11 protein-coding genes are annotated in these 14,974 nt (G+C 40.0%); 1 reads left to right on the top strand and 10 read right to left on the bottom strand.

All coding sequences use genetic code 11. From position 1 onward, the window contains the following. Positions 1–14: 14 nt before the first annotated feature. The 4 genes from NSQ55_RS13840 to NSQ55_RS13825 all read right to left on the bottom strand — a co-directional run bounded on the left by NSQ55_RS13840 (position 15) and on the right by NSQ55_RS13825 (position 5,803). Positions 15–1,166 (bottom strand): Ger(x)C family spore germination protein, encoded by a 1,152-nt coding sequence (locus tag NSQ55_RS13840; protein WP_076185953.1) that lies wholly within the window; start codon positions 1,164–1,166, stop codon positions 15–17. Continuing rightward, entirely contained in the window at positions 1,163–2,605 is a 1,443-nt protein-coding gene (locus NSQ55_RS13835) for a spore germination protein (protein WP_076129319.1), read from the bottom strand. The genes NSQ55_RS13840 and NSQ55_RS13835 overlap by 4 nt, the downstream gene beginning before the upstream one ends. Before the next feature lie 199 nt (positions 2,606–2,804). After that, the gene (locus NSQ55_RS13830) at positions 2,805–4,082 is read right to left on the bottom strand and encodes a right-handed parallel beta-helix repeat-containing protein (protein WP_339174513.1); all 1,278 of its coding nucleotides are present in this window, start codon (positions 4,080–4,082) and stop codon (positions 2,805–2,807) included. A gap of 860 nt (positions 4,083–4,942) precedes the next feature. Continuing rightward, entirely contained in the window at positions 4,943–5,803 is an 861-nt protein-coding gene (locus NSQ55_RS13825) for a DUF421 domain-containing protein (RefSeq protein WP_076129318.1), read from the bottom strand. A gap of 207 nt (positions 5,804–6,010) precedes the next feature. Between NSQ55_RS13825 and NSQ55_RS13820 the strand changes: the two genes are divergently transcribed. Further along, positions 6,011–6,217 carry a DUF1657 domain-containing protein gene (locus NSQ55_RS13820; RefSeq protein WP_036678243.1) on the top strand — a complete coding sequence of 69 codons (207 nt, stop codon included), beginning with the start codon at positions 6,011–6,013 and terminating at the stop codon, positions 6,215–6,217. A gap of 37 nt (positions 6,218–6,254) precedes the next feature. Here NSQ55_RS13820 and NSQ55_RS13815 read toward each other — a convergent pair whose 3' ends face one another. The 6 genes from NSQ55_RS13815 to NSQ55_RS13790 all read right to left on the bottom strand — a co-directional run bounded on the left by NSQ55_RS13815 (position 6,255) and on the right by NSQ55_RS13790 (position 14,934). Then, positions 6,255–8,048: a sensor histidine kinase gene (locus NSQ55_RS13815; RefSeq protein ID WP_339174007.1), complete on the bottom strand. Its 1,794-nt coding sequence runs from the start codon at positions 8,046–8,048 to the stop codon at positions 6,255–6,257. Between the two features lie 16 nt (positions 8,049–8,064). Continuing rightward, positions 8,065–9,645: a response regulator gene (locus tag NSQ55_RS13810; protein ID WP_076185961.1), complete on the bottom strand. Its 1,581-nt coding sequence runs from the start codon at positions 9,643–9,645 to the stop codon at positions 8,065–8,067. Between the two features lie 171 nt (positions 9,646–9,816). Further along, positions 9,817–11,502: an extracellular solute-binding protein gene (locus tag NSQ55_RS13805; RefSeq protein WP_175617374.1), complete on the bottom strand. Its 1,686-nt coding sequence runs from the start codon at positions 11,500–11,502 to the stop codon at positions 9,817–9,819. A 72-nt stretch (positions 11,503–11,574) separates the two neighbouring features. Beyond that, positions 11,575–12,471 (bottom strand): carbohydrate ABC transporter permease, encoded by an 897-nt coding sequence (locus NSQ55_RS13800; RefSeq protein WP_036678249.1) that lies wholly within the window; start codon positions 12,469–12,471, stop codon positions 11,575–11,577. 29 nt (positions 12,472–12,500) lie between these two features. Further along, positions 12,501–13,469, bottom strand: a complete 969-nt coding sequence (locus tag NSQ55_RS13795; protein ID WP_076129315.1) for an ABC transporter permease subunit — start codon at positions 13,467–13,469, stop codon at positions 12,501–12,503. Between the two features lie 244 nt (positions 13,470–13,713). Further along, positions 13,714–14,934 carry an FAD-dependent oxidoreductase gene (locus NSQ55_RS13790; protein ID WP_076185964.1) on the bottom strand — a complete coding sequence of 407 codons (1,221 nt, stop codon included), beginning with the start codon at positions 14,932–14,934 and terminating at the stop codon, positions 13,714–13,716. Positions 14,935–14,974 lie beyond the last annotated feature (40 nt).

The following is a 14,974-nucleotide window of genomic DNA, read 5'->3' as shown; positions in this document are numbered from 1 at the left end:
CCTTCCTCAGTTCTTTATTTTGCTGTTCCAAAATCCACAATCCGAAAGTCCGTCTTCACCTTAATATCTGCCTCATGAGCGTAGTAATTATCCCAACGTTCTCTTAATTGCTTCCAAAGTTTCGGATCATTCCATTCCAGCAACATGCCCAGCTGTAGAACATCCGCACCTGCTTTTTGGGATAAATGTATAGCTTCGGTCAGATTAGCAGTTACTTTATCGCTTAGTTTCTCTGTAATGATATTACTGATCTCTTCTAGATTTCTTTTCTTAGGATCCCTTAAATAAATCACACTAGCTTTTCCCTTTAATTTCACTGTAAAAACTGGACCCTTATCCGTTATTTTTACTTTTTTCGAAGATTTGGTGCTAACAAATACAACACTTGCTGCACTTTCTCCACCATCCCAGGTAACAGAATAAACCGACAGCTTAAGCTTGCCTGCGGCCCATGCCAATGCCCTCCCCTCTTTAAGCTTTAGTATTCCCTTCATTTTCTCATTCTGAAACAACATAGCTCCTTGAATGCCTGCCCAATATTGTGGTTTGCCTTCTTTTGTAGTTTCTTCTTTTTTGCCAAATGAAAGATTATTTATAGCAAATCCAACGCCCGAAGCCTCAGCGAATATGCAGTCCTTAATTGTAGTCGAAAACATGTATTTTTCTGTTCCAAAGCTCCTCAGTACATCAGAAGGCAATTGTTCATAGATAGGTGTTAATGTATTCATCTCTTTTGCACTGCCGGGACTAGCCATGACATAGGTTCCAAGGGGGAGACTTGGCTCTCTTCTAATCCATAATAGGAGTTCACCAATCCCTTGTTCTGCATAAGCTTTCCCTAAGACAATTATTTTCAATTGGGAAAGACTAAGTTGACGTGTCAGATCTTTCTGAACTAGTAACATGGCGTCTGCGATCGTATCTGCGGTCTTAGAAACTGTAGAATAACTATTCCCATCACCGCCACCACTTGAGGGCTGGCTTCCCGAGTTGAGACGATTGGGCAAAGGAGAGTTAATCGTAATTTCAACGGTGCCTGCTTCTTTGCCTACATCTATAAATAAGCCGTACACAAAGGTTAATTCGTCCAGTTCCACCTTTGAAGACCAACAGCCTGTTAAATTTAGGAGTAGAAGTATAACAACTCCTATCTTTAGAGTTCTCATTTTTGATTCTGTCTCCTTAGATTCCTGTTGCTATAAAGTTTGCTGCGTTTCTTCATATAGTTAGAGGGAAAGCGAGATAATGTGTCCTTCCAATCTTCTAACACCAAAGGGGCAACGGGTTGTAAATATGGTGAGCCTAACGGTCTAAGATTAGCTAAATGCCCGTAAATCAAAAAAGCTGTAATATATACCCCGAGCAATCCCATTGTTCCCCCCATAATCAATAAAGGGAAACGAAGTAAGCGAAAAGTCAGACCGAGCTCATAATGGGGAATAATGTAGGTGGCAATACCGGTAATGGAAACAACAATAACCATAGGAGCGGATACAATTCCCGCTTGCACCGCAGCCTGACCGATGACTATACCGCCAATAATTGAAACGGTCTGGCCTACAGGCTTTGGTATTCGGGTTCCAGCTTCTCTAAGGGCTTCGAAGGTAAGCTCCATAATCAAAGCCTCAGTCAATGCTGAGAAAGGAATGTTCTCTCTGGCAGATGCTATCGTAATTAACAGGTTTGAGGGAATGATCTGAGGATGAAAGGTTGTAATCGCAACATAAAGCGATGGAAGAATCATCGATATGATGGAGAACACAAATCGAACGATTCGAATCCAGCTTGCGGCATAGAAGCTTTGATAATAATCCTCAGAGGATTGTAGCATTGTAAAAAAAGAGGTAGGTGCAATCATTGCAGTGGGTGTGCCATCCTGTAATATTCCGATCCGGCCTTCCATTAAAGAAGCTGCCACCGAGTCGGGGCGTTCTGTATATTGAAATACCGGAAATGGTGTCAAGTTCCCTTTCCGTAATTGTTCCGATATATAACTAATGCCCAATATGCCATCAATATCTATTTCATTTAGTTGCTTTTCAATTTCAGCAAGAACTTCTTTTTTATAAAGTCCTTCAATATATACAACATACACATCAGTTTTGGTATATTTACCAATCGTATAATGAATAGTCTTTAGATCCGGATGTTTAATTTTGTGTCGGAGCAGGGACAGATTTGTTTCAATATCTTCAATAAATGCTTCTTGTGGTCCAATCACCACAAGTTCATTTTGTGATTCCGTAACCGATCTTTTCTGATATTGCGTGATCTCAAAATAATAAACATAAGGAAGCTCTTCAAAATAAAGCACTACTTTTCCAGCGACAATCAAATCCACAGCCTTGTTTATGTCAAACTCCTTAAGATACGGGATGGGAAAAACAGCTCCTCGATCCAGTCGTTCTAAAAAATCCGGCCATTTGTGCTCTGAATTTGCTTCATTTTTTAGCGGCAATGCAATATCTTTATGAAGACTCAGGGAATTTACGATGAATGGGATATAGATCAAGTCACAGGAATGCCCATGAAGGCGAATGTTTTGAAAAACTGCATCACTAGATCCTTCCAGTTGTTCTTTTATTGTTTCAATAATTCCAGACATCTGCAGACTACCTCCAAAATTGTGACTTGTTAATCTGGCTTAGTTTGCCAACGTGATGGAAGGTTTATACTTAAAACAAACCAAATAGGCACAAATCCGGTATAGTACCGGACTCATGCCCATCAAAATATCGAATAAAATGACCTATCTAATCCTACAGAGTCAATTAAATAAGGAGCTCAAACCCCTAGCTTTCAAATCACGGAAAAGTTGCACCAATATTAGTTCCGCTAGGTGTTCCAGTTCCGATTAGATCGCTACCCCCAGTTAATTTGAGGAAACTGCCCAGACTAAAAGAACCATCTGCATTTCGCACCACTGAAGGTGTAAGACTTACAAAATCAGCGGCACTGGCCACCAAACCCTTGGTATTGGTACTTGCATTACTTTTCCACCACACATTAGTACTTAGAATATCGGTTCCACTTGTTTTGTCACTCGATCCTCCAGCAAAAGACAAGTTGTTCGTAAATTGGTGAGTACCGGCGTCAAAAGCAAAGTTACTCTGTCCGTTACTCCAAGAAGTATTATTTGTTAACTGAATGGAACCTGGATTACTATTGTAAGTGAATCCGTGTTTTTTATTTTGAAACGCTATGCTATTCAGCACAATGTGGTTTACTGCAATTTTTTCACCACCTAGTTTGAATCCATTCCCATCACTGTTTGCCGTTGAATTTCCATCTGAGGTCTGTCCGTTCTTATAGGAGATACTATTCTTGATCGTCACCACTCCGATGGGGCCTGTTTCTGATTTACTGTAAAGATCCCAGCCGTCATCTGTATTCCATGCAGCTATACATTTATCGAATACGTTACCAGGACCTATGGTCAGCTTAGCAGCAAAACCATCAGCATCTTCCCCGTTATCCGGATCATAATTATCATGAGAATACACTCCAATGATCTGATTATAGCTCGGCCATTGACTCATGCTGGTCAGTGATGAAGCATAACGGCTGATTTGCAGTCCCGAATCCCGATTATGGTGGGTTTCAACATTCTCAATAATGTTATAGTTCCCGCCAATAAAGATCCCATTGTCTCCTGAGCCTCTTATCTCTAATCCTTTTACCTTCCAGTAGTTACCATATATCTGCAAACCACGTTGAGCTGGGTCAAATGGCTGAGCGTAAAAATCCAATATAGGCTTCTCAGTCCCATATGCAGTGATGTTCTTTCGTAAGTTAGAGCTTCCGCTATTATCTTGTCCAACAATTATTGTTGAAGAATACGTGTAAACCCCTCCACGCATATAGATGGTTTCCCCGGGGGCTACCTTCGTAATCGCTGAGGCCAGTGTGGTTGGACTACCAATTGTTCCTGCGTTGCTGTCCAGACCATTTGGAGCTACATAAATAGAGCCTGCAACTGGTGTTGCTGTTGGTGTGACGGTTGGAGCTACTGTCGCAGTGGGGGTTGCGCTTGCTGTTGGAGTAGCCGTAGGAGCTACCGTTGGTGCAATTGTTGGAGCTATAGTAGGCGTTGGTGTCGGAGTGCCCGTGGTGATATCGGAGACATTGATATTGTCGAACTTCGCTGCTGTCTTATAAGCTACAAGTCCTATACCTCCTGCTGTCAAAATGTTATCGTGTGCATTTAGCTGTAAAACATCATTAACATACATTTTAAGCGAATCTCCACTAAGCTCTAGCCTAACTGTATAGGCAGTCCCTGTAGTTATAGGAAAATCAGTTTTACTAGCCAGTGTTGAACTTGAACCATTCACTTTTTTTCGTATTTCAAGCGTCCCACCATTACTGTTAGACAGAGATGCAGCATAATAGTTATTTCCGTCAACATAGCGCCCGCACACATAAGTTCGATTAGTCCCATTGAAGTTATCAATCTTCACATCAGCTTGAACGCTGTAATCTGTCCACGTTTTGCTACCGGAGAACGAACGTCCTTCGTTTTGACTGGATTGGTAATACACATGATTGCCACCTTCTTCAACTACAGACCAAGTTCCTGTTGTACTCGTCCAATTGTCGGCATTTCCATTCTCAAAATCATTACTGAAGATATTTGCTGCCTGAGCGGTAGGGTTACTCCATGCCAAATTACCTAGAACCAGCGAAGTTGTAAGCGCAACCATAATTCCGAATGAAAATCTTCTTTTTAGTTTCACGTGAACATCTTCCTCCTTGTTTTCTGATGTAAATAAAAAGCGAAGGCATTCCTCCAATCTTGTGTCATCTATAACTCCAGCCTAATCTCAACTATAATTAATATTTCGAAGTTGTACAGCTACTTTATGCCCATATTATTACATTTATTTAAATTAATATACAAAAACACCCTCGATCTTACTCGAGAGTGCCTTTATCTTTATCCTTAGCTTTGAATTAACGGTTTCAAAACCTTCAGTGAAGCCTGCAATTGCTCCGAACATTGTTCATACATTTTTTTAGCTTTTTCGTTATCTGTTGATAAACTGAACATCTCTAAATCAGCTTCACACTTTTTCAGCAAAGCATATAATTGAGGCTTATCCTGCGGCTGTGGGACTTTAAAGTTATCTGCATACAAATCGACAGTCAGCTCACCATAAGAATCAACTTGTCCAAGAAAAACATTCTCAACCGTAAAACCCATTTTCTCAAGGGCTCCATCCAGCCAGCTTCGCGTCAGGTTTAGGGTGTCTAATGGTTTGTCGAGCACTTTACCATCCATAATGACAACTTGCGACTCTTTCTCCGGGGCAACCTTTATACCCAATTGCTTAGGAGTTACCGGCTGATATTCACTCTTGAGTAAAACATTTATGGCTCCATCAGATTCCATAATCGCAAATTCCACTTCCGATATATTGAAAACGTCTTTTTTGCGTAATTCCTCCAGCAGTTCATCTGTGGTTAAACGTTCTTTTTTCATATGATCTTCGAGTATTTTTCCGTCCTTAATTAGTACGGTGGACTTGAAATCAATAAAGTCTCTTGCTTTTTTACTCTTCATCTGAAGGTATTCGATCCCTAAAGAACAAGCCACCCATACAATCAGTGCAATGAGCCCTAAATGCCATAACTTATCCGTATCCAAAGAAATGTAAGCGGCTAAGCTGCCGACGGTTATCCCCGTAATATACTCGAAGAACGAGAGCTGCGATACTTGTCTCTTTCCCAGTAATTTTGTTAAAAAGAAAAGTACAACCACAGCAAAGAGCGTTCGAACTACAACCTCTAACCACTCCGGCATTACAATTACCCTCCTTTTGAATCAAAACTTGTTTACTAACACTCATTATTTGTCAATAAAGGCGCATTCAATCCGGAATTTCACTACTTATTTATGGAAAATCATCTATTACTAGAAGTATGAATTTTTTTCCTGCATAACGCTAGAAGCATTTGAGGACAATAGCATTCGTCATGCTAATAATCCAACACAGAGGAGAGAAACTCAATGACAGTAGCCTCACAAGTTAAAACATGTTTATCTTCTTTAAAAGGTGCTCAAGCCAGTCTTGAACAATTTGCACTAGAAACACAAAACGAGAGTGCAAAAACCTTGTTCACGAACGCAGCCGAGCAAACACAACAAATCGTAACTCAAGTAGAGAACCGGGTAACCGAATTGGAGTCCGAAGAGCCTCAATATAAAGGATTCTAATTAAAATTAAAGGGGTCTTAGGCTAGAAAAACTAGCTTTAAGACCCCTTTTCATCATGTACAACATTCGAACGAATGCCACGCTTGCCCTTATTAGCAGGAATTAGTATCTGAACAGAAGTGCCAATTCCAACACGGCTAAAAATGGTTACGCCGTACTCAGATCCATATTGTAGTTTAATCCGTTGATCCACATTACGGACCCCATAACCTGTATTCGTGTGACCCTTTGGATCAAAAATTTGATCAATACGTTCCTGTCTCATGCCGATTCCATCATCAATGATGCGGAACAGAATATTATTGCCCTCTTTACGCCCAACAATGCGTAAATGAATGTGATCACCACACCAGGCGTGCTTCAGCACGTTCTCGATAAATGGTTGAAGAATGAGCTTTATAGTCTCATAAGGCCAGATTTCTGTATCAAAATCAAACATAACTTCCAGACGATCACCGTATTTAATTTTCTGAATTTCTAAATAAGCGTTTGCCTGCTCAATTTCAGTCGGGACCGGAATCATGGTTCGTCCTTCATTAAGCGTCAGGCGATAAAACTTCGCTAATTCCAGCACCATCTGCTGCAGCTTCTCATTTTGACCAAACTTGGCTAATTGAATAATAGATGACAACGTATTATATAGAAAATGAGGATTGATTTGTGATTGCAGAATTTCAAGCTCTGCTTCCTTCTTCTGGAGCTGCGTCAAATATACCTCTTTAATCAACATATCGATATTTTCGCCCATATCATTTAATGCGGTTGCAATCTGAGAGAATTCATCCTTGCCTCGATAGGAAATACGCTTGTGAAGATCACCTTCCCGATAGGCATTCAGCACGTACACGAACTTATTAATCCGAATTGAAAAATATCGGGATATAAATATGCCGACAAAACTAAAAACTACACAACAGATGAGACACATCAAAATAATAAACAGTCGTACCTTCACTGCATCCTGTTCAAGAATCGTAATTGGAACTAGCGCGTTTAATTGCCAAGCTTGGTTAGAAACTGTAACTGTTTCACTAATCGTCAGGTAATCCTTATTAAGTTCGGCTTCGTTGGAATAGTGCTCTGGTAGTTCTCCCGATTGGTACATCGTTCTTCCGAACTCGTTTTTTAAAATTAGAATACTTCCTTTTCCTATCTTCGTATAATTCACACTATTGAACAGATCTGGAATGCCTACATTAATCCGCAGGAAGCCAATCTCCTTAGGTACAAGAGGATCATATGTATCTATTAATCTACGTAGCAACGAGATACGATTATTTTCTACATCGCGCTCAATCTGCCACCATTTCATAGTCTCCGCATATTTCTCGGTTGGAAAATCATAATACCAGGATTTCCCTTCAATCCGGTTCATATGGTAAAGATGATAGAAGCTACTATTATCCAGATAGCCCTCTAGTGAATTCGAATAGATCTCAGGAATGGATTCATTCTTTAAAAATAGCGACATCCCAATCCTCATACCCGTTGATTGAATAGCTACGTCCAGCTTTGGAAGTACCTTCATAGACATCCGGTCATAATTCTCCCAGCCTTCTTCATAGCTTCGCAGATTCCGATAGAAATCATAATCACTATATAATTGCGTTGATATCCGGGTAACTTCCCCCATTTTATAATCAATATTATCGCGAATTTGCAACAACGTACCTTTAATATTCGAACTTGTATGCTCGCGTAATGAATCATTGTACATAGAGTGAGAGACAAAACCTATCACAGATACTGGGATAATAATGAAAAAAATATACGTCAGCATTAATTTATACCCTATCGGCACATACTTATGTTTACTTCTTGGTTGTTTCATGCAACATCATCCCCCATCACTTCTCCCGCTTACGATATTCCATAGGTGTCATACCATAGGCTTCTTTGAATTGTCTGCTGAAGTAAGGAAGATAACGGTAACCTACCTGGCTCGCGATTTCATAGATTTTACACTTCGGATCTTTCAAAAGCTTGCCGGCTTGTTCCATTCGCAGCTGAATGAGTACTTCGCTGAACGTTTTCCCAGTCTCCTCCTTAAATAGATATCCCAAATAGTTGGGTGAGAAAGAGAACTGCTGTGCAATATCCTTTAACGTAAAATTCTCGCTCATCTTATCCTTCATCATTTGCATAATTTCTCTAATCAGTTTATTGTTCACTGACTCTGTTTTACTGCGTAGATACTCGGATATTTCAAACGTTTTGAGTACAAGCCAAGAGCGTATATCACTGATCGTATCGAATTGAAGCAAAATATCTAAACTATGTAACTCCATACCTAAGATTTCAAATAAATCCTCACTAACCTCTTTCAACTGCTGATCCAGCTTCCATATAATATACATGGCTAGATTATGAATCGTGAATTTAGATCTTAAACTACTCACGGATTTAAACAGCTTATCGATCTCGTCATAAATAAGGACTAACTCATATTCTTTCATCGCTTTAAAAAGTGTATCCATACGGGCATCCAACGTACGGGCATCAATCATTCCAGGTTCGCTGCTAACCGTTTCATACATAATTAGTTTGCCCTTGCCGAGAAACATCTTTCCGTCAACGGCTTCCATAGCTTGCCGATAGGAGGTGTGGACCTGGTCCATAGCAAATGTAGGCTTCCCTACCCCTACGGTCATAGTGACAGGAAATTTTGTGCGAATTGACTCATAAATTTCTTCAATAAACTTCTCCATCTCCTGTTCGTTAATCAACAACGCGATTCGATAAGAAGATACCTTATAGCAATGTGGCATACCGTGCTTCTGAGCAATAGTATTCACTTCATACAGAAAGTCCTTGGACATTAGATGTTTAGTTAGATTATCCTGTTCTTGCAACCAGTTGAAATAATCCAGCTCCAAAACCGCCACACGTATAGGCCATTCCAGCTTATCCAGACCGTAGGACTTCATAAGCTTTAACATTCCAGCTTGAGTGTCCCCCTCCCATTCCCCTTCAAATAAGCGGATCAACAAATCATTTTTGGCCATAGGAATCATATGCTGATAAGCTTCTTCAACGTCACGCCGTTTACTTTCATCATCTAAATCCTGCTTTACTTTCTGTAGTGCAGCAATAAGTTCCTTGTCATCCATTGGCTTAAGGACATAGCTATATGCTTTTAGTGAAAGCGCCTGTTTCACATAGCTGAAATCCTGGTAACCGCTTACAAAAATCACACGTATATCGTTTTTTTTCTCTATGGCAATCCGAGCCAGCTCTAGACCCGACATATTCGGCATATTCACATCACTAACAATAATATCAATAACATGCTGTTCTAAAATATCGCATGCCGTAAACGCGTTATTCGCTGCCTCCACGACCTGCATACCCAGTTCATTCCAAGGAATGAATTGTCTCATGCCTTCAAGATCAAGCATCTCATCGTCTACTAATAATACGTTGTACATCAACACAATCCCCCTTTGAAATGTTTTAATCCAACCAGCTGAATTCTACTAACCAATCTTTTTCAGTATACCATTCATTCTCTTCCCTAACAGCTGATAAAACAATGAGTACAAGAAATGGGACGTAAAAACGAAGGCTTGCTAAATAGCAAACCTTCGTATTACAAATTATTATTTACCTAAAGCTTTCTTATTTTCTGTCCATACTTTTGTTACATAATCAAGGAATTTCTCATAGCCAACCTTGATAGAATCTTCATGTGCTTTATCAAGAATTGCTAATGCTTCTGCATCAGTCTTCGCATACATCGATTTTGCTCTTGCTGTTAACCAGATATCTCTGACACTTTGTCTGATAATCCCTTCTTCACTGTCTGGAGCCGGATCCCAATTCAGGAACTCCGTAAAGTCACCTTGCGAAGCCCAAGTTACTTCCATCTGCCAACGGTTACTAAAGTCAATCTTGTCAGCTGGAAGGGTTTGCAACATCATTTTCTTTGTATTATCCAAGAAAACAGTATTACCTACCCATACCAAGTCACCGGCTTTTCCGTTAATTTCGGACAGAGCTTCTGGCTCATTCAGATATTTATCTTTATTAAATTTAGGAGTAAGTCCATCTGCTTCAAATCCATCCCAATACCCTTCTGGTCCTGGAGGACCCCAGTTAAGAACCATAGAACCTTCTGGTCCTGTCATCCAGTCAAGCATAGCGAATACAGCCTCTGGATTTTTAGCGTTTTTAGTGATTGTAGCAACGTTCCAACCTAACTGATTATACGTTCCTGGAGTAATCTTACTTTGATCCAAACCAGCTTTGTAAATCGGTTTAATAAACATATATCCAGCTTCCGGATCCGTCTTCTTCATCTCTTCATCAGCAGTGGCGAGCAATTTCATTGGATCAAAAGTCGCAATAACAGCAAACTTGCCATTCATCGCTTTCTCTCTAATTTGATCTTCTGTTTGAGTATTCGCATCCTGCGTCATTAGCTTCTCACGCATTAATTTAGCAGCAAATACAACTGACTCACGGAATCCTTCATCCTTGTATATCGAACCCATTTTATCGCCATCAGGTACGGCGTATATTCTAGTATACGACAGATTACTCTCTTTAAAAGAGGAGAATAACTGGTCAATTCCGTTACCATCTCTCGCTAAACCCGTCTCGAACGGAATAACGTCAGGGAACTTTGCCTTAACAGCATTTAAATAAGCATACAAATCATCTGTCGTTTCTAGCTTAGGAGAACCAAGCTCTTTGTAAATCTTTTTATTAATAGCATAACCGGCATTTCCGTTTGGTTGAGTTGTATAATAATTCGGCAACTGATAGATCTTCCCATCAGGGGAACGAAGCAATTCCAAATGTCCAGCTGTTAAGTATTTCTTAAAGTTTGGATATTTATCAATATATTCATCCAAAGGAACTAGCATATCCGCTTGGCGAAGACGTTCTACGTCAGCACCTTTCTCGGTCCACACAATATCCGGCAGCTCGTTACCAACGATCATCGTTTGCAGCTTTTGAGCGTTATTACCACCAGAGCTAATTCCTGTGACATTGATCTTCAGATTATCTAAAATCCATTTAGAAGCAGCATCTTTGCCCCATTTCGGCATTTGATACCAACCGTAATTTCCGTAGAATGAGACTTCAAGCGGTTCTTTCCCTAATTCATACAAATCAGCCGCAGGAGCTTCAGTTGCTGTGTTGACCGCTGTTCCTCCTTCTTTCTCTGGTTCAGCAGTTGCCGCCGGAGCACTTGAATTGTTGCCACCACAACCCGCCACCAAAGTCGTCAATAGCAAGGTAGACATCATACCGAGAAGCATCTTTCTCTTAGTCTTCAATGTATTTTCCCCTTTCAATTTGTAATCTATGTTCAAAGCAATACGCTCTAAACCCAATCTCATTCTATCATCCTACTCTTTCAATGATCCGACCAAGACCCCTTTAACGAAGAATCTTTGTAGGAATGGATACACACATACAATCGGAATGGTTGCAACCATGATCGTAGCCATCGTTAATGACTTCGAGGTTATTTTCTTAGCCGAGTTAATATGAGCAATGGAGCTTGCATCTACATTAGACAGCTGTTCTGAAGCAATATTAGAGAACAATATCTGTCTTAAGATGGTCTGAATCGGCATTAACTCCTCTTTCGTAATGTAAATACTCGCTACGAACCACTCATTCCAGTGATTTACTGCTGTGAACAAAGATAATGTTGCTATAACTGGTCCCGACAAAGGAAGTACGATGCGGACAAAAGTCCCCCAATATCCGCAACCGTCAATCTTTGCTGACTCCTCTAAACCTTGTGGAAGACCTTGAAAGAAGGTCCGGAATATGATCATATTCCATACGCTGACCAGTGCAGGAATTATAAACACCCAAAATGAGTTGAAGAGACCTAAACTTCTGATAAGCATGTATGACGGAATGAGTCCCCCACCGAAATACATAGTAATGATACACATAATCATGTAGTATTTGCGACCCATCAGTTCACGCTTCGACATTCCATAAGCGAATATCGAAGTGGCCAGTATCGCTGTTACTGTACCGATTACTGTCCGCAATGTAGCAATGACGAATCCACCCATTAGACGAGAATCTTCAAAAACAATCTTATAATTCTCAAGCGTGAACTCACGGACCCAGAAAGTAACTCCACCTTTCGAAGTATCCATCCCCTCATTAAAGGAAATAACAAGTGAATTCCAAAATGGATAAAACGCGGAAAATGCCAGTAAGGTCAAAAATACATATATGAATCCTATAAATATTCGATCTCCTATATTAATACGTTTCATAGTTTGGTCCCCCTATATTGAGTAATTCATTACCACAAGCTGTTCCCTGCTCTTCTGGCAATGAAGTTGGCAAAGGTAAGTAATGTCACGCTGATCACGGCCTTGAACAATCCGATAGCAGTCGCATAGGAGTACCTGAAATTGTCTATACCGACACGTACAACATATACATCAACTGAATCTGACACTTCTCGTAGAGCTGGATTGGAAGCTAGGATCAAAATATCTTCGAATCCTGCATTCACCAGATTACCGATTGCCAAAATCATAAAGATGATTACAACTGGCATAATTGAAGGCAACGTTATCAAATATATCTGTTTAAACCGACTTGCACCATCCATCGAAGCCGCTTCGTATAAATGCGGATCAATACCAGCAATGGCAGCTAAGTACACGATTGAAGCAAATCCAATTTCTTTCCATACATTGGTTGTAACTAAAATGCCCCAGAAATATTCTGTCATGGAAAGGAAGTTGATCGGTTCATCAATGAATTTCAATTTCTCAAGCAGCATATTTATACTGCCGTTATCTACGGATAACATCGAGGTAACCATTGAGCCGATAACTACCCAAGATAAGAAGTGAGGCAAGTAAGTAACGGTCTGAATCACTCGTTTAAAGAACATCTTACGGACTTCGTTCAGCATTAACGCCAAAATAATCGGTGCAGGAAATCCAAAACAAAACTTCAGTAAGCTGATGATGATTGTATTTTTCATAACCACCTCAAATTCAGGAGCATTAAAGAAGTAAATAAAGTGCTTTAAGCCAACCCAGTCACTGCTAATAAAGCTATTCCCTAACTTGTAATCCTGGAATGCAATTAGAATCCCGTACATGGGGATATAGGCAAAAATAAAAACTAAAACAAGTGCTGGCAATACCATAAGCTGTAGATCTATTTGCTTAAAAAAGCGTCTGATCCCGCTAGTTCGTTGCTTGTTGAGATTCGGTCCGGATCTCTTGTCTGGTGCGACGCTTGCGTTCGCCATAGGTGAATCCTCCTTGTGATGATTTTGAAGATATGTACAGATAATTGATGTCCTTTCTCCCTCCGCTATAGTTGCAACATTTATAAAATAATCATAAGGTTTAAGCGCTTTCAAAAATATATGACAAAACAACTATTATTGATACTTTGACACTCTCTTGCATTAGCTCGTCTCATATTCCTTAAGCTTGAATAAAAAAAGACACCTACAGAGATAACATCTGCATGTGTCTTTGACTTTCTCCTTAATTAGCAAGAGTCCTCAGTATTTCTTCATTTATCTTTTCAGTAATTACTTTTTGGACCTTCCCATTATCCAGATAAACAATAGAAGGAACTGAATCTATCCCTAGCTTGGCAGCAAGTCCGGGTGACTTATATACATCTACCTTTGTGACCCTGACATCCGAATGGGATTGCTCAAATCCCTCAATTAGAGGCAATAACTCCCGACAGGAAGGATCTGTGGCATTCCATAAATAAACAACAGATGCTTTGCCTTGATTCAGAATTTGATGCTCATACACCTCACATTCAGATATATACTTCTCTGCACCATACCCTGCAATGGCACCATCGCCAACAGCGGTAGCAACTTGTTTAAGAAACTTATCGCACACATCTCCTGCTGCAAAGACCCCAGGTATATTCGTTTCCATTTTCTCATTAATAAGTACATATCCATTACGATTTAGATCTACTACCCCTGATAAAATTTCTGTGTTAGGGGTGTATCCAATAAATAAGAAACATGAATCGACCTTTACGTTTTGCAGTTCATTAGATTTTAAATTTTTCAGGACGACGGAATTCAAACGTTCCTCACCTTCGAAAGAACTTACCACCGTATTCCACATGAATTCCATTTTAGGGTTTTCTAGTGCCTGCGTTTTGGCAATTTCATTACAATCCATTTTCCCATGATCATGCATGACAGATACGATCACTTTATCTGCAAACTTAGTCAGAAACATCCCTTCCTCAATAGCTGCATCACCACTGCCAACGACCATAACTGTTTTCCCCGTATTTGCCGCAGCGTCACAGGTTGCACAAAAGGAAATCCCTTTATCATATAAGAACATATCTTCATTAGCTGCACCTGTAATTCTTGGTTTTCCTCCACTGGCTATGATAATGACTTTACATTCATATCGAACCCGAAAGGTTTCCACTACTTTAATCTCTTCCGCTGCCGAGACAGATTTGACATCTGTCATTTTGAAATCAACACCAAATTTTTTGGCTTGTTTATGAAATAATCCCATAAGATCTGTTCCGGTCGTTCCTTCAGGAAAACCAGGATAATTTTCTATTTCATTAGTATAAGTCGCAAGACCGCCTACCAGCGATTTTTCCAAAAGAAGTGTCTTCAATTTTGCTCGTCCACAATAGATCCCTGCTGTTAATCCAGCAGCCCCGCCACCGATAATGACGACATCATACTGTTCTGTCTTCTTTTCCATTTCAATTGACCCTCCTGTGTAGACTATGATTTCAATAAAA

It is taken from the genome of Paenibacillus sp. FSL H7-0943 (genome assembly GCF_037963265.1).
Taxonomy (GTDB): Bacteria; Bacillota; Bacilli; order Paenibacillales; family Paenibacillaceae; genus Paenibacillus_AQ; species Paenibacillus_AQ odorifer.
This window is presented reverse-complemented; position numbering and strand designations above follow the sequence as displayed.